16 protein-coding genes are annotated in these 18,257 nt (G+C 40.3%); 7 read left to right on the top strand and 9 right to left on the bottom strand.

The window, feature by feature from the left end; genetic code table 11:
- Window positions 1–5 precede the first annotated feature (5 nt).
- Genes IPZ60_RS07140 through IPZ60_RS07130 form a run of 3 tightly spaced genes read left to right on the top strand, consistent with a single transcriptional unit; the run spans window position 6 to window position 6,335 of the window.
- The gene (locus IPZ60_RS07140; protein ID WP_194197156.1) at window positions 6–515 is read left to right on the top strand and encodes a hypothetical protein; all 510 of its coding nucleotides are present in this window, start codon (window positions 6–8) and stop codon (window positions 513–515) included.
- Window positions 512–3,010 carry a hypothetical protein gene (locus tag IPZ60_RS07135; protein ID WP_194197155.1) on the top strand — a complete coding sequence of 833 codons (2,499 nt, stop codon included), beginning with the start codon at window positions 512–514 and terminating at the stop codon, window positions 3,008–3,010. Before IPZ60_RS07140 ends, IPZ60_RS07135 begins: the two co-directional genes overlap by 4 nt.
- Window positions 2,997–6,335 (top strand): tyrosine-type recombinase/integrase, encoded by a 3,339-nt coding sequence (locus IPZ60_RS07130; protein ID WP_194197154.1) that lies wholly within the window; start codon window positions 2,997–2,999, stop codon window positions 6,333–6,335. The genes IPZ60_RS07135 and IPZ60_RS07130 overlap by 14 nt, the downstream gene beginning before the upstream one ends.
- A 196-nt stretch (window positions 6,336–6,531) precedes the next feature.
- On the opposite strand, the gene arsJ is transcribed toward IPZ60_RS07130, so the two are convergent.
- The 3 genes from arsJ to IPZ60_RS07115 form a co-directional block, all read right to left on the bottom strand.
- A complete protein-coding gene (gene arsJ, locus IPZ60_RS07125) occupies window positions 6,532–7,764 on the bottom strand; it encodes an organoarsenical effux MFS transporter ArsJ (protein ID WP_194197153.1) in 1,233 nt (410 codons plus the stop codon).
- Window positions 7,765–7,766: 2 nt separating this feature from the next.
- Window positions 7,767–8,777, bottom strand: a complete 1,011-nt coding sequence (locus tag IPZ60_RS07120; protein WP_194197152.1) for an ArsJ-associated glyceraldehyde-3-phosphate dehydrogenase — start codon at window positions 8,775–8,777, stop codon at window positions 7,767–7,769.
- A 246-nt stretch (window positions 8,778–9,023) separates the two neighbouring features.
- Window positions 9,024–9,851, bottom strand: a complete 828-nt coding sequence (locus tag IPZ60_RS07115) for a metalloregulator ArsR/SmtB family transcription factor (RefSeq protein WP_194197151.1) — start codon at window positions 9,849–9,851, stop codon at window positions 9,024–9,026.
- Window positions 9,852–10,089: 238 nt separating this feature from the next.
- Here IPZ60_RS07115 and IPZ60_RS07110 point away from each other — a divergent pair, with 238 nt between their 5' ends.
- The 4 genes from IPZ60_RS07110 to IPZ60_RS14380 all read left to right on the top strand — a co-directional run bounded on the left by IPZ60_RS07110 (window position 10,090) and on the right by IPZ60_RS14380 (window position 12,835).
- Window positions 10,090–11,151 (top strand): ArsO family NAD(P)H-dependent flavin-containing monooxygenase, encoded by a 1,062-nt coding sequence (locus IPZ60_RS07110; protein WP_194197150.1) that lies wholly within the window; start codon window positions 10,090–10,092, stop codon window positions 11,149–11,151.
- A gap of 385 nt (window positions 11,152–11,536) precedes the next feature.
- Window positions 11,537–12,010 carry an SMI1/KNR4 family protein gene (locus IPZ60_RS07105; RefSeq protein WP_194197149.1) on the top strand — a complete coding sequence of 158 codons (474 nt, stop codon included), beginning with the start codon at window positions 11,537–11,539 and terminating at the stop codon, window positions 12,008–12,010.
- A 341-nt stretch (window positions 12,011–12,351) separates the two neighbouring features.
- Window positions 12,352–12,537 carry a recombinase family protein gene (locus IPZ60_RS14385; RefSeq protein ID WP_370463023.1) on the top strand — a complete coding sequence of 62 codons (186 nt, stop codon included), beginning with the start codon at window positions 12,352–12,354 and terminating at the stop codon, window positions 12,535–12,537.
- Window positions 12,521–12,835 (top strand): hypothetical protein, encoded by a 315-nt coding sequence (locus IPZ60_RS14380; RefSeq protein ID WP_265087451.1) that lies wholly within the window; start codon window positions 12,521–12,523, stop codon window positions 12,833–12,835. The genes IPZ60_RS14385 and IPZ60_RS14380 overlap by 17 nt, the downstream gene beginning before the upstream one ends.
- A gap of 60 nt (window positions 12,836–12,895) precedes the next feature.
- Here the strand turns inward: IPZ60_RS14380 and IPZ60_RS07095 are convergent, their stop codons facing one another.
- From IPZ60_RS07095 to IPZ60_RS07070, 6 genes are all read right to left on the bottom strand, one after another.
- Window positions 12,896–13,132: a hypothetical protein gene (locus IPZ60_RS07095; RefSeq protein ID WP_194197148.1), complete on the bottom strand. Its 237-nt coding sequence runs from the start codon at window positions 13,130–13,132 to the stop codon at window positions 12,896–12,898.
- A gap of 391 nt (window positions 13,133–13,523) precedes the next feature.
- Window positions 13,524–13,787 (bottom strand): hypothetical protein, encoded by a 264-nt coding sequence (locus tag IPZ60_RS07090; RefSeq protein WP_194197147.1) that lies wholly within the window; start codon window positions 13,785–13,787, stop codon window positions 13,524–13,526.
- A 159-nt stretch (window positions 13,788–13,946) separates the two neighbouring features.
- A complete protein-coding gene (locus tag IPZ60_RS07085; protein WP_194197146.1) occupies window positions 13,947–14,507 on the bottom strand; it encodes a hypothetical protein in 561 nt (186 codons plus the stop codon).
- Window positions 14,508–15,480: 973 nt separating this feature from the next.
- On the bottom strand, window positions 15,481–15,798 hold the full coding sequence (locus IPZ60_RS07080) for a transposase (protein WP_194197145.1): 318 nt from the start codon (window positions 15,796–15,798) through the stop codon (window positions 15,481–15,483).
- Between the two features lie 358 nt (window positions 15,799–16,156).
- The gene (locus IPZ60_RS07075; RefSeq protein ID WP_194197144.1) at window positions 16,157–17,455 is read right to left on the bottom strand and encodes a sorbosone dehydrogenase family protein; all 1,299 of its coding nucleotides are present in this window, start codon (window positions 17,453–17,455) and stop codon (window positions 16,157–16,159) included.
- Complete coding sequence (locus tag IPZ60_RS07070) at window positions 17,452–17,880, bottom strand: DUF2231 domain-containing protein (protein WP_194197143.1); 429 nt, start codon at window positions 17,878–17,880, stop codon at window positions 17,452–17,454. Before IPZ60_RS07070 ends, IPZ60_RS07075 begins: the two co-directional genes overlap by 4 nt.
- Between the last annotated feature and the right edge of the window lie 377 nt (window positions 17,881–18,257).

Raw genomic sequence — 18,257 nt, 5'->3', positions numbered from 1 at the left:
AAGATATGAAATCACTGTCGATCGCTAAGCTACAAACACTCAATGTGCTTGTATATCCAGAAATCATTAGTCTGTTTGATATTTATACCTGCCATATCAGACCACTTCTGAATAGCCATGCTATCGAACTTGAGCAAAGTAATGCTTGCTCAAAACTTACCTGCTTTATAAAAGAGGAAGAAAAGTGGTTCTTGCTCAATAACTTTGAGCTATTTCATATAGCAAAAAGCCCTTATATTGATTTTGATGTATTAAGAAAAGAAGTAGACGTGAAATATATACCAAAGAATCAGTTTAATTTTGACATCAGTTTTTACGAGCTTATCAATCTCATTGCTCAACATAACAAGACAATAGATATCAGGCTTGTTTACTCGCAGCTAAACAAGATCTTGGATCCAGAGATGAATAAAAAATTATTTGGTAAAAATATTTTTACTATTGCTACATTTTGTCGGCTTATAAATATAAGTGAGCAAACTTATTACAAGCGACCTTCTAAGGGTGTTTTATGACTGAGAATACTGAGAATACTGAGAATACTGAGAATGCTGAGAATGCTGAGAATGCGCCAGCATTAACAGAAATCATCAAAAAAATTGATAATGACCAAAATTTTATATATCCAGAAGCAGTATCGACTGCCATATCTGAGATCACTTTAGCAGTACACAATAGCTATAGCCAACCAGATGATAATCCTCAAAATCTACTAAGATTAATATTACAGGTATTACAAAGAAGGCCAGTTCCTCAGCTTTCTATGACTATTAGTAGATCAGAATTAGCAAAAAAACCACTCATCATGCAATTGCTTATTCTCATGCAACATTCTATCAATGAACATCAGCATGACTACCTACAGAAACGGTTAATTTGGCTAGCCATAGCAATGCACACCAGTGTGATGCTGACGCAGCACTGGCCAAAACAGCAAACCAAAAATATACTGATGCAATTCAAACAGGCTCAGTTTTCAGGATCTCCTAGACGAATATGGATTTGGCATGAACTACCTGATTTAACTCAAATGACCATGAATGTGGAAAGCATATGCACCATTTTCACTGTTCTATTAGAGCAGCAAAAAAGTGCATATGAATTGTTAAATGATAAGCAAGCTACTCATGCCGAAGAAAAGAAAGTGGCAAAAGATAAACTGAGCCAAATAGAAAAAATAACGACCGCCTATCAAAATGCGCATACGTCACGCAAGCCTAGACCCAAGTATAAGAAGCCGCCTAAACATATTAAAATTATAGCTATCAACTTAGCAGATAACACATCGAAATTACCCTTAGACTCTACTGCAACGAGTCACAACTGGAATACTACGCCTAGTAATGATGCATGGGGTAACACACATGATGATATAGAACACAGCGCTATCGCCATAGATCTTGCATTTTTAGACGCTAACACTGAAAGCTATGAAGGGTTAACCACCAGCTTTGAAGAGCGTATTGATCACTATGAGGCACCCTATGTCAGCTATGGTGAATATCCAAACTCGTTAATCAAACACTCTATACCACTCCAAACTATAGATTTATCGCTACAGCAGAACTACATGTCTCAGCGCAATCTCGCGCTTAACTCTAACACGCGCTTACTCTCCCTTGCCGGCTACCAAGCGTTATTTGCTGCACTCAACCAAGACGCCAGTACCTTGCCAGAATCAGAGACTGATAAAACCTGTGCGGGTATTTTACTGTTATCGATGCTTACTGGCCTTCCAGTTAAGTCCTTACTAATACCCGGCTATATCGGTCATCCTAGGATTTTCAATCTTAAAGGTAAAAAGTATTACATTAAACACAGCTTAGGTATTACCGAAAGCTCCACAAGCCAAACACTGCTCGAAAATGATTATGAAAATACTTCTGATACCATCAAAGTTCCACTGCCGGTGTGGCTGATAGATGATTTACTTGCTTGCGAGTTACCATCAAAAGAAGATTTTACGGCTTATCTTGCCGCCTTACGTAGCAGCCTTGGATTGCCGTACCTGTCCGTCAATCGTATAGAGACTGCACTACATGTCGTGCTCTCTCGTTATACACCTGATTGTCATGCACATATCGCCGATATCATCTGTCGCACGCCTGCGTCCCATGCTCCTGCGATGTACTATAGTAGCCACACCAGCGAAGCACTTATGGCTCACTATAAATCAGCACTGGGTATATTTAATAGCAATAGTAATTTTGACCTAACTTATATCATCGCTTGGCGCAAATATACAGTGGGGTCAGGGTTTGCGCTAAAGATTGAAACAGTTTGCGACATCGTAAATGAGATAAAGTACTGGACTGATCAAAGTTCAAACGATGAGGAGCACTTTAATAGAACCAGTATTTTTGTATGGTTTGTCTTTTGCCTTTTAACGGGCGTGCGACCAAATAACGGTCTTGGCAAGATGTACGATATCGATCTTGATATGGGTTGGCTGCTCATCAATGACAAGCCTGTTAAGAAAGTTAAAAGTGATCGTCTCATTCCACTATGCCCTACACTTATACGCCATCTAACAGACTATAGAGCGTATTTGATTAATTATCAGGCAAAACACCAAGGTCATCATGACATCAGCGCTATCATTGATAATATCCGTTTGGGTAATGATGAAGCACTATTAAAGCTGTTGTATGAGCGAGCTCCTACTGCTAAGTCCCCTACTCTTAAAGACATTAAGCGTGGCGATGCTTATCATATGACCAAGCACATCATTGACGCCAATCCCTATTGGACACGCCACTTTGTTCGTACGCAGCTTGAAAAGCTTGGCGTTTCCTTATCGCTGATTAACACGGTTATTGGTCATGAGAAAGCTCGTCAAGAAGTATTGGGGCGCTTCTCATCAAGTAGTAAAGCAGATATTAAGCGTGTGGCGTCCGTGTTTGAAAAGATCGCAGCACAGCTTGGGTTATCAGATATCACAATCAACCATTACCCTAATTCAAATCATTTGGCAACGAGCCCTGCAGAGGTTGACCATGCTAATAAATGAAATACAGCTACCAAAAATTATTAATAACTTAGCAAAGTTTGATGGTAGAAAAAAGTGCTACGTGCCTTATCCATTTATACTCAAAGACAGTGACACGGTAAGGACACGTGAGATACAGCTACTCGCCGACTTACAAACCGAATGGGAGTCATTAAAAAGGATTCATCCTGGAAGTATCGGATTCATAAAGTCTTTTGATAAATATTACAAACAAGCGCTTTGGCCCGATGAGCGCATCTTTTCATTTCTGCCAAGCTCTAGCGATTATTTTGATTTGTCATGGCTATCTTGGAGTCAATCTTTAAACCAGTTTCAGGGAGCGCTTTATAAGCAATTAAAACCATTGTCTCAAGAGGGATTTGATGAGTTTCAGTCAATCATTGAAAACAAAATTGCAAAAGCTTACGAGTCATCCAGAACACTCAAACATGTCTGGCAAATCGTCGTTAAGTTCGTTGACTATCAAAATAAGCACTATATGCTTGCTGAGCATCACTATCCTAAGATAATCGCGCCACAGCCTACTAAAATCAATCCACTAATTACAAATACAGCTTGGTTAAAAGACGGTAAAGCACTGATCAAAATTATTAGCGCCGTAAAGCATAATTGGGAGCAAACAACCGATTACAGCCAAGAGGAAATCATAGGCTGGCTGATATTTTCAGGGATTGTATATGGTGGCATTAACGAGGTACAAATGCTTCAAGGGTGGCTTATCTCATTGCTCACCAAAGAGTATCAGCCATTCATCAAAGAAAGGATAATGGTCTCGCCGCGTTTTGTACAAAAGCGCTTTGGTAACGAGCGAGAAGAAGAAAGTGACCAACTTTATAACACCAAGCAAATCGTTGTAGATATGGTCAGTCAGTGTTGGCTGATGCATTACCATAAAAACAGCAGTCAAGCAGAGACCACACATATCATTGCCAAGCTGTCAGAAGATAAGATAAAACAATATTTGACCGTGGCTTTGTCTGACGTGATCAAGCCTTTGGGTATTAAGCCACTTCCTTTTTCGAGGTTTTTATATTACGCCAGTTACTACTGGGAGGAGCTGGAGGACGCTGATATTGATCATGCTTCAGTTGGGGTGCTGCGAGGTATGCATAACACGGCTGGACTGAGCACGCAGGACTTTGGTCGGTTTTTGAACCAAAAATATCAGCATAAAGAGGAACCGTATGATCTAGAACATATTTTGACGCTGTCTATCAGCAAAAACTCTGTTAATCAAAACGAGACATCTAGTAGTAGTTCTACCAAAAAGATAGAGGTTAGAAAGTCTGATTTAATTATGAATCTGACTAAAGACTTCAAAATGGATAAAAAACAGAAAAAGAAAAAAACCCGCAAAAAGCCGCCTACTCTTATCGAAAGAGTACAAAAACGCTATGAGCAATACGATGACTTAAGTGAAAAAATTTTATTAGATTGGGTGCTAAGTTTACTCAATCGAAAAGAGTCAAAATCACTTAGTAATGAGTCTATTTTGAAATATATTAGAACCATAGGCTATGAATGGTTATATTTCACAACAGCTCAGCCGCTTGATATTTGGTCAGAGGAAGAGTTTGAAGAGCTCTATGAAGACATCTTAGAATACAAAGCTGTCGTACGAAACAATACTGACATTGGATATTCTGCCAATTTATTAAAGAGTATGCACAACTTTGCTAAGAGCAAATACAACCTACCCTCCGTGAACTTCCAGCAGTCCAAAAATGGTCGGCGTGTACGTGCGGAGCTGATATCACCGCAAGCGTATCAAGCCATTATTACGCAGATACTGATTTCTGTAGATATATTGGAGCAGGAGATGTTCGTGCTTCTATTTATCTTAGTCTATCGTACTGGAATGCGCAAAAAAGAGCTGTTGGGACTTAAGTATAATGACATCGAAGGCTTAAAAACATCTGTACCATCAGTGGTAATAAGACCCAATAGCTATCGTCCAACCAAGACTCAAAGTAGTATTCGCCGCGTTCCCTTATTTGCCCTCCTCAAACCTAATGAGCTGAAATTTTTTATTAACTTTGTGCAGAGTAATATTGGCGACAGTTCAAACAAATTTATCTTTACCTTATCATCGGATCAGCGCCCTATTGATGACCATGTTCCGTTGCAGTTACTCAAACGAGTCTTAAAAGACATATCGGTAGATGATAACGTGGTAGAGCATACCTTTCATGGATTTAGGCACACGGCAGTGAGCAACCTATCTTTAGCGCTAGTAGGCCCTTCAGATCTCGTAGAAGCGCTCACCGATTATGACGAAAGCGACGTACTACGTATAAAAACAGGCCTACTTGGAGAGCCTACAGATGCACAAGATCGCTGGTACGCTCTATCAGGTATTATGGGGCACTTATCGCCTGAGCGTAGCTTTGAGTATTACAATCACTTTGCTACTCTGATGGCGACCTATGCGCTTAGTAAAACAGATATAACATTACCAGAGCGAACGCTGTATAACATAACAGGTTTTACTAATAAAAAGCTTAAGGAAAATAATGCGACTGTTAGTAATAGTAGCGTCAGCATACCTAGTATTCGTACACTGTTATTTAAAAATATTATAGAAGGCAAACGCAAGTCACCGAAATTCACGATCGAAAACTGTGATAAGCAATTTCTCTTGAGTACCAATACGCCAGCCACTGATGAATTGTTTGGTCGTTATGGTCTAAACCGAGTACAGCTGCTACTACAGACCTATGATAAAGAGATTTCTTCAAGTAAAGCAGCCCAGTTAGCAAATATTTCTATTCACGATGCAAAGGTTCTAATAGAACGTGCGAGCGAGATTGCCAACATCACTACCAAACACGGTAAACCTCGTTTTGTAAAACTCATAGACTCAGAAACTACTGTCTTAAGTCCACTGAACATTCAATACCAAAGTGATTTAAGATTGCTGTCACCTTTGTTAAATAATGCCTATCGTCTACGAGAAAAGTCAGGGGCTGACTGGACTTGGTTTATTGAGATATGTAGTCAAAAACTGTCTAGTAGCAGAGCATACCTACCATTTAGAAAAGGAGATGAGAATGAGTTGAAGCGTTTCATTGATATTGCTAAGAAACTGCTGCCTTTGAAACGCTGGCTAATGAGTAGCAACGAAGCTTTATTGATGAAAACTATATCATCTACTGACTATCAAGATATTAAGCAGCAATCTAATGAGTCGAAAAATGCTCTCCATATCGGTATTGCTAGTCAAGACCATAGAGAACAAACGAACAAATGGCAATACTCACCGCTACTACGTTTTTTTATTCATATGATGCTGATTACAGATGAAAAGCTATCTATTGCAAACTAAGTTTTTTGTCTCAAAAATTTTTAACATAACGTCCGTTATGGGAAAAGTCGGTTTTTTTTGGGTTCTATAGCTTCTTTAAGCATAGCTCATAACCAATCCATGATAAAACGAACGCAGTGCAACTGAGATAAACTCTATATCATCATGAGTATGTTTTGACTTCAAATAAACAGTATATTTACTAATAAAAGCCTAATCAGTATGCCGCCTCTTTATAATGAGTCGGCAGTTTTAGTGATAGTAAGGCCGCTATTGCCACAAATAAACTTGATATCCAAAGACAAGCCTCTAGACCAAACTCTTGATATACCCAACCTGAAAGCACCGTACCGATGAGTCGTCCCATCGCATTTGCCATATAGTAAAATCCTACATCCAGCGATACGCCATCACTGTCAGCATAGCTCACAATAAGATAGCTATGTAACGATGAATTAATAGCAAATACGACGCCAAATATCAGCAAACCAATAACGATTGATGCCTGTATATAAAAATCAAAGTATAAAGCCAATGCAATCGCTGCAGGAATAAAAGTTAGATAGCTCGCCCATAAAAACGCGGCCTTTCCTGTCGGTAAAACGCCTTTTTTCTTACCGGTAAAGTAAGGGGCAACAGATTGTACAATACCATAGCCAATAACCCAACTTGCCATAAAGCTACCTACCCACCAGTGACTCCAGTTAAAAGTCACTGCCAAAAATACAGGTAAGGCCACGACAAACCAAACATCTCTAGCCCCAAACAAAAACAGTCGTGCCGCAGACAGGATATTGATAGCTGGACTTTTAGAAAAGATATCTTTAAATTTAGGCTTATTGGTGGCTTTGCCAATGTCTTCTTTTAGCACTAACAAACTAAATATCCAAACAATGCTCAGTAGTGCTGCCATCAAGATAACAGCACCTTTAAACCCTATCAGAGTCAGTAGCAAACCACCTATAAAAAAGCCAACGCCTTTCAAAGCATTCTTAGAGCCTGTTAGTATAGCTACCCATTGATAGAGTTGGCTCTCAGCATCTTTTGGTACCAATAGTTTGATGGCACTTTTAGCACTCATTTTGTTTAAGTCTTTAGCAATACCAGATAATGCTTGTGCCACCATGACATAGACCACGGTTAGCATATCCGCAGGTACAGCCAGCATAGCTAGGGCAACTATCTGTATCGCCAAACCAATATTCATGGTTTTATTTAGTCCAAGGCTGGTGCCAAGCCAACCCCCAACCAGATTAGTGATAACACCAAAGATTTCATAAAATAAGAACAACATAGCAATACTTAACGGACTATAGCCTAACTGATAAAAATGCAGCACCACAAGCATTCGTAGTGCGCCGTCAGTTAAGGTAAATGCCCAATAATTACCCGTGATGACTAAGTATTGCTTCACTTGCGATGATAAGTTCGTGATGGATGACAGCCCCATGATTAACCCTTATCTGCTAGACCAACCATCCGTACTAGTTCAGCCGTTCTATTGGCATAACCCCATTCGTTGTCATACCAAACATAGAGCTTCACTTGGGTGTCATTGACGACCATCGTTGATAGCGCATCAATGATGCTTGAACGTGGATCTGTTTTGTAGTCAATTGACACTAGCGGGCGGGTTTCAAAACCCAATATATCTTTCAGCTCATTTTCAGACGCTTGTTTTAGTAACTCGTTTACTTCTTCGACAGTAGTACCACGTGCCACTTCAAATACGCAGTCGGTAATCGAAGCATTGGCTAAAGGCACACGAATGGCATGACCGTTTAACTTGCCTTTTAGCTCAGGGAAAATATGAGTGATGGCGGTGGCAGAGCCTGTTGTGGTTGGTATCAGACTCATACCGCAAGCACGCGCTCGGCGTAAGTCCTTATGGGGAGCATCTAATATCGTTTGGGTGTTTGTAATGTCATGGATAGTCGTCATTGATCCATGTTTGATACCTATTTTTTCGTGTATTACTTTGACCACAGGCGCTAAACAATTGGTGGTACAAGATGCGGCAGTGACAATGGGATATGTGTCCTTATCGTATAGGTCTTCGTTCACACCCATGACGATATTTAACACACCTTCTTCTTTTACAGGGGCGGTGACAACCACACGCTTCACCCCTTGATATAGATAGGCTTGTAGTAATGCTTTGGTTTTTATTTTTCCAGATGCTTCGATAACTACATCACACATCGACCAGTCTGTATCTTTGGTCGCTTTATTTTGTGTACAGGGAATGGCTTTACCATTGATAATGATCGACTCTCCTTCATGTGTGGCTTCGTGATGCCAGCGTCCATGTACCGAGTCAAAAGTCATCAAATGAGCGAGAGTTTTAGCGTCGCCTGCTGGATCATTGATATGAACGATTTCGATATCGTCCCAGTCAAATGCTGCGCGCATTGATAAACGGCCCATGCGACCAAAACCATTGATGCCCACTTTAATTGTCATGGTATTACTCCTAGTGCTATTCCACATTATTAGATATAGGAAGGTGCAAAACGCACCTCTTCATTCAAACCAATATGAGATACGGTTTTAATTAGTTTTAAAATTTATGAGATTTAAGATTTATTAAGTACAAGATTGATTAAATACAGGGTTTATGAAATATAGAATGATTACCTCAGAAATATTCATTGGGTTTATTTGCCGGTATGCTCATTGCCAGTATGAGCATGACCGATATAATCATGATCATTTGCAGAAACTGGCTCGGTCAGGTCTATTTTGCATGGTATCTAACCGTACAATCTCGCTTTCAATCAGATGCACATTATTTTCTGTTGTCTGTACGACCACAGACTTTGCCCACAAAGGCAATTCCGGGTTGATACGATAAAACACCCATTGACCGTGCTTTCGATCAGTAATGACATTTGCCTTTTTTAAAACAGCGAGGTTACGAGATATTTTTGGCTGGCTATCCTCTTCCAATGCTTCCATCAGTTCACACACACATAGCTCACCATGGTACTCAATCAACATCAATGCTTTTAGCCGAACCTCATCTGTTAAACTCTTGTAAAAGGTAATAGGATCAAACTCAGTAGTGACTGAACCCTCTACATCATCAACGCTAGACTCTATTATTTTGTTGGAATGTATAGAGTTCTGCTCCACAGATAGGAACATGGTTAAGCGCGTGTTTAACTCCATCAAGGTGGTAGAGAAAGAATGACTGCCTTCGCGCGCTTTAGGATCTGGCATATCCCAAGCCAGCTGTTTGCCTGTATGAGGATAGCTTCTACATTCGGTGCTGGCTTTCTCACATAGAGTGATCACATAATCAAAGAACTGTCCTTCAAATTCATCGACATGCTTAGATTCTAAGCCACTAGCATCCAAATCAAACCTTTCTAATGCTTGGATAGTACGCTTGTCTACCTCACCTTTTTCTATACCGGCACTATAGACATCATAGTTATCACCTGCTTTATACTTTAGTAATACTTCTGCCATCTGTGATCTGGCTGAGTTACTGGTACAAAGGAATAATACTGTCTTCTTATTCGTGTTTTTCATATTGGTACCCCTCGAGAAACGCCTTTACATACGAATTATTATATATACAATAATTCGTATGTAAAGGCGTTTATTATATTGTTTTTAAGTACTGAAAAATGTGTTTTTATATCAGTGAGAGTTGACTAAATATAATAGTAGTCTAGATAAAAGACAGGTGACGATACTCTCTGATAAGATAAAAAGTAAATTCTAATATGAGAAATTAATATCTCTATAGCAGAGAATAAGGATAGTTATGTCAACTAAGATATTCGATGTAGTAGTCATTGGTGGAGGTCAAGCAGGTTTGGCAGTCGGCTATTATCTCAGAAGGGCCAAACTTGATTTTATTATTCTGGATAGTCAAGATCAAAATGGGGGCGCATGGCGACATACTTGGCCATCACTGCACTTGTTTTCTCCTGCCGCTATGAGCTCTCTACCCGGTCGATTAATGCCAAAGGCCAAAAACAGCGAGTATCCTCATCGAGACGAAGTACTCAATTATCTGAGTGACTATGAACAGCATTACCAGCTGCCTATATACCGTCCTTATCATGTGCAAAGCGTCAGGCGTGATGATGAAAATGACTGCTTGCGGCTCACCGATGGTCGTTACACTTGGCTGGCAAAAACCGTGGTCAGTGCGACTGGCACATGGAGCCATCCTATAATTCCTTCCATAGAAGGACAGCAGCACTATCTTGGCGCGCAATGCCACTCTGCCAATTACGCAGGTATAGATGACTACAAAAACAAACGTGTGCTAATAGTCGGGGGTGGCAACTCGGGCGCGCAAATCTATGCCGAGCTGACTGAGGTTGCAAATGCAAGCTGGGTAACACGTGAGCCGCCATTGTTTTTGAACGATGATGTCGACGGACGCGTCCTGTTTGAGCGCGCCACAGCACGTATTAATGCTAGTAGTAGCGATAACCCTGTAGGCGGTATAGGGGATATCGTTATGGTACCCCCTGTCAAAGCGGCACGCGATAGAGGAGTTTTAAATGCTATACCTATGTTTGAACGCTTCATAGAACGAGGTGTCATTTGGGCTGATGGCAATGAAGAGCCGATAGATGCTGTTATTTGGTGCACTGGCTTCAAGTCACAACTTGATCATTTGAAGCCTTTAAATATCATTGAAGCTGATGGAAAAATACAAGTAGAGCAAGGACAAGCCGTAAAAGAGCCGCGCTTATGGTTGTTTGGTTATGGCGACTGGGCAAGCCCTGGTTCTGCCACGCTAATCGGTGCTGGGCGTAGTGCTAGAGAAAATGTACCAGCATTGTTGAAGTTTTTAGTAAGCGATGCTTAAAACGACCATGCCCTGAAAATGAAAAAAAACCGTGATTATGTCAAGGAGTTTTTTAGTTGATGTTGCTAGTTAAGAGAGTGTCAAGAAAAGATTTGATGACAGGCTAGGCTGTCACCGTCCAAAATAGGCTATTTTTTGGTGGGGATTATCAGGTTCGGCACCCTAGTGAGGATTCGAATCTTCGGCTGTAGGCTATATACGATAGTAGATACAGCCATCAAGGTTATGACAGTGTACTTGGTGGTGTACATGAAATTAATAGATCTCTTGCACAAGCACCAGTTCCCCCATATGGCAGGATAGTTTTCACCCCTAAATATTAATTCAAATAGGGGCACAAGGACCAATCATGCCATAGGGGGGACTTTAAATAATAGAGAATAATATGATTAAAAATTACTTAAAAGAAGCATTTAAAATAATAGAAAATAATCCTTTTGACGATGCTTATTTTGTTGGTCCAAAATCAGAAAATTTAATTTTGGATGTAGAAAAAGTATTAGATTTGATACTGCCTACAGATTTTTTAACATTTGTTAAAAAGTACGGAGCAGGAAGTATATTAGGTAATGAATTCTATGGTGTAATTGATGATAACTTTTATGACTCTTCTATTCCCAATTTTGCATGGCTTACTTTGCAAAGTAGAGAAGAATATTGTTTGCCTAAAAAATTTGCAGTTGTGGCTGAGTCAGTTGAAGGAAATTATATTATTCTAGATTGCTCGAGCTACGATGAAGAAACAAATCTAGTTTTAGAGTGGATTCCAAGTTTACCGATAGAAATGCAGGAAATGAACGTTGTAGCTAAAAGCTATGCTCAATTTCTATTTGAAACTCTTCAAGAAAGTTTGCAGTAAAGCTAGCTGTTTAAGCCTAGCTTGAGATTTACAGCATCCTAATTATAAGAAGAATTATGGCCTTAGCACGAAGCTAACCATTATATAAAAATAGCCCAGACCCCAAGAGAACCAGTTATTTCACCCTTCAAACCTATTAACAGACCACTTAAAACAGACTGGTATAATGGAACCACTTATAACAGACTATTTTAGGTGTTTATGTTTATTAGAGCGTATCTATGAGCGTCTACCAAAGAGTAAGATGTAAGCGTACCAAAAGCGAACTCATAGCATTTGTCAACGATCATGGCCACAAAGTTGCTGCCTTCTATGTCGAAAACTAATCAGGAGCTATCTTGGTGCGACCAAAGCTTACGCAGCTGATTGAAGATGCTCATAAGGGCGATGTTATCTTAGTTGAGCAGATGAATCGCTTGGCACGTTTGAGCCAAGCTGATTGGGATACTCTAAAAAGAATGCTATCAGAAAAAACCTCTTTATCGTATCAAAGAGCTGCCGACCTCATATATGGCTCTTCAACCTGAAAGCAGCACTGAATTTATGAGCAGTATATTACAGGCCATTAACTCGATGATGCTGGATATGCTTGCAGCTATTGCTCGAAAAGATTATGAGAATCGCTGTAACCGTCAGATACAAGGTATTGCTAAGGCAGAAGGTAAGTATTTAGAACGTAGGAAAGATACCGAAAAGCGCAAGATTATAGCTAGTCTACTCAAATCAGGTCATAGCTATCCTGATATTCAAAAAATGGCTAAGTGCTTACGACATATTATCGCTGATGTGGCCAAGGAAAGATCGGAACTTATCATTGCTCATTAAGTGGTTCCACTACAGCAGTCTACTATGAGTAGTCTATTAATTGATTAATGAGCCTTTTTATCATGAACGCCAAGCGATTAGTCTATCAATAATTTCAATACATTCCTTTTGAGGTAATATGAATTCATCCATATCCATTGCTATCAAGCTGTGCAGATCACTCTGAAATTCATAAGGTATCTCGTTAGAATAATCAAGCAAAAATTTCATAGCTTGTATTGATACCTTAGCAGGTTGGTAGTCGGTCAAGATATGTCTTCTCAATTCCAACAACTCAGCTTTTATAAGTTCATTCATATTCTCACCTTAAAATTGCCCATCGTAAATATAGTTGGTGGTGTATCAAAAAGTATGCTGATTAAAATTTTAACAATTTTTGAGGCTTTGAAAACCCCTATAGAACCAGAGAACTTAGTATAGATTTCTTATTGACTTTTATCGCCAGCATACTTTTTAGAACACCACCCTATCGTTTAATAACAGAAACAAGTCTAATGATAGATAGGTTGTCGTTTAGAAGTTTTATGTTTTGGGTATAGGCTAATGATAGGAAAAAAGTACAGCAACCAGTCCTATAATTCAAAAGTCTGTTATAGATGGTTCCATGTTAACAGTCTGCTTTGAGTAGTCTGTTAATAGCTTTGAAGAGTAAAGTAGCTGGTTCCGCTAGGGTATACATATAAATTACTCAATGGCTGTATAGCGTACTTATTAAGATTTGAAAGAATATTGTAGGAACGATAAAATAGAAAACATCTGACACAGTTATTTTCGTTGTCACAAACCTCCATTTTTTCGCTATCCCGTAAGCAATAAATAAAATGATTGCTCCGGTAAGCGTGCCAAGCAATGACCAGATGTTAATCATTGCCCAAAAAGCAATACCTAACATAAAGGCTAACCCAATCTGCCATGTTAAGTTGAAATCAAATAATTGCGATAAACGAGCCATAGCACACCTATATTTTTTTATTATCAATAATAAATTATATAAAACTAGTCACTGCATGTACACCACCAAGTACACTGTCATAACCTTGATGGCTATATCTACTATCGTATATAGCCTACAGCCAAAGGTTTAAGTCCTCACTAGAGAACCGTATCCTCTTTACTCTATAAAATCCATAAAACGCCAAAACCAGTAAGAAAAGAATGCTATAAATATAATAAAACCCATATTCATATACGTATTCATACCCTTTATAGCGTCTAAAGTCCCCTGATAAGTGATTACCTCCTTAATTCTAGCTTCGACATCTTCCACATCAAGACTTACCATCTGTCTAATTCCATTATGAAACCCTAGAAAATCTTTCTGTATATACCACCCTATCACGGCTTTTTTACCTTCAATCGGTTCTAAATATTTTTTGCCAAAACAAGAGGAGTCAGTATCAAAAGCTGAATAGCTGCACCCATATACTTCTTTACGGTTAAGATTACTGAGATCTAACAACATAAAAATGTGATTTCCCTCACCTACGTCCAAACTGCCTACAATACCTTCACTATAATTAAGCTCAGACTCTAAAGGGAAGTCTCTACCTTGCCAACTCAGTATTGCCCAAACTACTAGCGATATCCAAGTTAATAGCAGAATGACTATTTGAACTTTTCTAGTTAATGTTAATACTTTGAATTGCTTCAGTCGTCTTGTTAAGTGTCTCACTTAGTATCAAGCTCCTTTACCAAATCTGCCATTAAATCCTTATCCGTCTGTCTGGTCAAAAATCCCAATAGATAGTTTCTCACGACATATCTCAATAAACCAAGTCCAGTCAGTCTCTGATTTTTCTCGTAGACGATAGACATTACTTAACAAAGGTGATAGCAATCTTAAGTCACTTTGATATTGAATGTTCAGTGATCATCGTAAATGTCATCCGATGGCAGTGTGAGATAATAATGACTGGCAGTTTTGATGTAATTCTTTGGCAAAATTAATGTAATTACCTATAAGTTGCTGATTCGTTACCTATCAAGTACTCATTGTCGAAAATTCAGATTAAGTAGAACATTTCATTACATTATTCGCGCTAGTATTTAACTAGGTTACAACCAATACAATTAGCTTGAGATGCGTTAAGCGACGTTTAATACACGTAAAACAATGGATTAGATATGACCGAAAGAGTAACCAACAAAGCAATTTTCAGTAGTAGAGTTTTTTCAATTAATTATGTCACCTACCCTACTAACCACAGTGTTATGAAGCACTGTGATCCCGTGCAAAAAGGCCGTTATTACAAATTAAACTTTGTCTTAATTCAGCCTAAATTTGGTGGTGTGTTCGAGTGTTCAAACTGCATTATAAATCTGTTTGACAGAGTTTATTTTTTTCGTCCCGATAAGTATGAGCACAGTGTTTCACGAATTCAGTCTGGTAAACGCGTGTTATTGAGTTTTGCTTTGAATATTTAGCCAAAGCTTATTAAAGCTGGGTAAACTGTCGAATTATTTTCCTTAAGCTTTTTATTAGCGAAACCTGTTATGTTATACAACGTTTGATCTGGCAATGTTATATTTGCTTTACTAAGCACATAGGTCACCATCAAAGTGGCAAAATAGTTGTAATCCTAAAAGCTACGCTCAGGCGACAAGTGCCCAATAACTACCTCTATAGTCATCAATAAACTGAACCATTATTTGGATGGACGGTCGATCTCCGCTTGGGCGAAAAAAGCGGCAGCCTTACATATAATCTCGTCGGCTTGCTTGAGTTCTCTATTCTCGTGTTCAAGCTCTTTGATGCGCTCTTTGTCACTTTGAGCTTGCATTGAGACAGGAATGGTACGCTCGATGTGCTTTTTATGACACGATCGTAGGGTTTCAGGTGTGCAGCCAATCTTAGGGGCAATGGTTTGAATAGATGACCAGTTAGATGAATAGTCATTTGCTGCTTCAATGAGCATACGAACGACGCGTTCTTTAATCTCAGGAGTGTAGTTGCGTGTTTTCATTGTCGTATTCTCTCAGAATGTTGAGTATCCGACAATATCAGGGCGGTTCAGGTTGAGCTGTACTATACTCAGACGAGAATTCAAAAGAGTTTGGGCTACAGCTCGCCAAAACAGATGTGGTTTGACTTTTATCGTCAGGCGGCTTAACTAAAATCTCCCAAGTTTCACTGTACAGATTTGACAGCAAGGGTCAGGCATTCCTACCTTTATAAAAGCGAAAAGTAGCGGAGGTATTTAGTTTTCGAAAAGGCATTTGGTGCGGCTATAGTCTATGTTGTTCGGTCATAATAAAAGAACAGTTATTCAGTACTCCTACGCGAGTTAAAGCAACAAGCGTAGGAGTTTTTCTGCGTGCCGATTATCGAGTTGGAGTCACTCGCCAGATGGTATTAGACAGGTCATCGGCAACAATAAGTGCCCCTTTTGGATCCACTGTCACGCCTACCGGTCGACCAAATGTCTTGCCATTTTCACCCTGGAATCCAGTGACAAAGTTAACTGGGTCCCCGGCTGGCTTACCGTTGCTGAATGGGACGAACACTACGTCGTAACCTGCTGGATCTGAACGGTTCCAGCTGCCATGCTCACCGATGAATGCGCCTTCACTGAACTTGCCGCCCATGGTTGCCGTTGAGAATGCTATGCCTAAAGGAGCTTTGTGCGACCCAAGGCTGTAGTCTGGAGCAATCGCGGCGGCTACCATATCAGGTTGCTCTGGCTTGACCCGCGGATCGACATTTTGTCCCCAATAGCTGTAGGGCCAACCATAAAACTTACCTTCTTGAACTGAGGTCAAGTAATCGGGTACCAGTCGTGGACCGAGCTCATCACGTTCGTTGATCACGGCCCATAACTGGTTAGTGCCAGGCAGGATAGCTAACGCCGTTGGATTACGCAGACCGGTTGCATAAGGTCGGTGAGCACCGCTTTTGGCATCTATCTCCCAAACTCTAGCGCGATCCGCCTCTACATCCAGTCCGTTTTCAGTAATATTGCTGTTGGAGCCAATGCCCACGTACAGGAATTGCCCATCCGGACTGGCTGTCATCGCCTTGGTCCAGTGATGATTGACCATGCTAGGCAGATCGGTGAGTTTACGTGGCGGTCCACTAGCGGTGGTCTGTCCGGGCTGATAATCAAACTGCACTACCGCATCCTGATTGGCAACGTACAGTTGGTCTTCGATTAGCGCAAGACCATAAGGCGCATTCAGATTCTCGGCAAATACAGTACGTGTCTCGTAAGCACCATCACCATTACTGTCGCGCAAAAGAGTCAGACGGTTGCCTCCTTTGACGGATGTGGTGCCTTTGGCTTTGAAATAAGTAGCAATAATGTCTTTAGGACGTAGCTTGGGTGCACCACCGCCCTTGCCCTCAGCAATCAGTATGTCGCCATTGGGTAAGACCAGCGTCTGCCGTGGAATCTTAAGGTCAGTGGCAATGGCTGTGATTTTATAGCCTGATGGAACTATGGGTCGGTTATCACCCCAACCTGCTGGCTCAGCGATTTTCAAAGTGGGTAACAGACCGCGTTGGGCTTCGGGCAAGGTCGGGTTGGCACCTAACTGTTCCGCATCGTCTACATTGTTTTCGCCACATGCGCTTAAGAGAGCAGCGACTAAAAAAGATATTGATAAAATATTGAGTGGTTTCATCTTGCACCTCCAATACGCCAGCTTGTGAGGCCAATCCAGGTTGCAATACAGGCCAGAATGACAGTGACAACAGATAGAATAAGCCCAGTCGGCATACTGGCCCAGACGTCTTTTGCATGAACGAACGAGTTGATTAAACCCAGTACAAAGGTAGCCAGTAGCAATAGAAAATAGGCTACTGGTTTACCCATGCGCTTATCAGCGCGGACTAGAGATAAAATCGAGCCTAGCAAGGCCAGACCGTTGAACACCAGCGCACCTACAAGCATCCAGGAAGCAAAGTTCTTCCATTGCAGCTCGTAGCTGGACCAATAGGCGTAATCGTTAAGTAAGACTCCGATAAACAGAGGCACTATCCCGGCCAAAAAAAACGCATGCAGCGGGTGCAGCGCGGTGCCGGAGTGTCGGGCAACAGCACTAGTCATGGCGGTTTCCTTATTAATGGTAGACGAGGATTCGATTGACCGTACTGATTGTACCGGCCCGAACTACGCATGATGGAATTCAATTCCTACGAAATGAAAACATGGCTTGAAACATACCAAAGCCAAAAGAATTGTTCAATCCTTTTTTAGTTATTTAATGAACATAAGCTGGTTTTTATTTCTTTCATAAGTACTAGCCATAGTCTTTCCTAACTTACAAAACCTGAAGTCCAATAATTAGCATGCTCCATCAATAATCTTCAAATACTCAAGTCACAATGACTGATTACATAAATCAACATAAGTATGTTTTATTATTACCGCCAGGTGGCGTAGTTAAAATTTCCCAAGTTAACATCTAACAAATTGACAGCAGG

The sequence above is a fragment of the Psychrobacter sp. NG25 genome, from assembly GCF_015234355.1.
In the GTDB taxonomy this organism is placed as follows: Bacteria; Pseudomonadota; Gammaproteobacteria; order Pseudomonadales; family Moraxellaceae; genus Psychrobacter.
This window is presented reverse-complemented; position numbering and strand designations above follow the sequence as displayed.

Bases quoted from the DNA above. Each gene is read 5' to 3' on its own strand.
- IPZ60_RS14380 (WP_265087451.1), top strand. From the start codon at position 12,521: ATGGCTCTTCAACCTGAAAGCAGCACTGAATTTATGAGCAGTATATTA.
- IPZ60_RS07130 (WP_194197154.1), top strand. From the start codon at position 2,997: ATGCTAATAAATGAAATACAGCTACCAAAAATTATTAATAACTTAGCA.
- IPZ60_RS07115 (WP_194197151.1), bottom strand. From the start codon at position 9,851: ATGAAAAACACGAATAAGAAGACAGTATTATTCCTTTGTACCAGTAAC.
- arsJ (WP_194197153.1), bottom strand. From the start codon at position 7,764: ATGGGGCTGTCATCCATCACGAACTTATCATCGCAAGTGAAGCAATAC.
- IPZ60_RS07080 (WP_194197145.1), bottom strand. From the start codon at position 15,798: ATGAAAACACGCAACTACACTCCTGAGATTAAAGAACGCGTCGTTCGT.
- IPZ60_RS07140 (WP_194197156.1), top strand. From the start codon at position 6: ATGAAATCACTGTCGATCGCTAAGCTACAAACACTCAATGTGCTTGTA.
- IPZ60_RS07110 (WP_194197150.1), top strand. From the start codon at position 10,090: ATGTCAACTAAGATATTCGATGTAGTAGTCATTGGTGGAGGTCAAGCA.
- IPZ60_RS07095 (WP_194197148.1), bottom strand. From the start codon at position 13,132: ATGAATGAACTTATAAAAGCTGAGTTGTTGGAATTGAGAAGACATATC.
- IPZ60_RS07070 (WP_194197143.1), bottom strand. From the start codon at position 17,880: ATGACTAGTGCTGTTGCCCGACACTCCGGCACCGCGCTGCACCCGCTG.
- IPZ60_RS07135 (WP_194197155.1), top strand. From the start codon at position 512: ATGACTGAGAATACTGAGAATACTGAGAATACTGAGAATGCTGAGAAT.
- IPZ60_RS07105 (WP_194197149.1), top strand. From the start codon at position 11,537: ATGATTAAAAATTACTTAAAAGAAGCATTTAAAATAATAGAAAATAAT.
- IPZ60_RS07075 (WP_194197144.1), bottom strand. From the start codon at position 17,455: ATGAAACCACTCAATATTTTATCAATATCTTTTTTAGTCGCTGCTCTC.
- IPZ60_RS07120 (WP_194197152.1), bottom strand. From the start codon at position 8,777: ATGACAATTAAAGTGGGCATCAATGGTTTTGGTCGCATGGGCCGTTTA.
- IPZ60_RS07090 (WP_194197147.1), bottom strand. From the start codon at position 13,787: ATGGCTCGTTTATCGCAATTATTTGATTTCAACTTAACATGGCAGATT.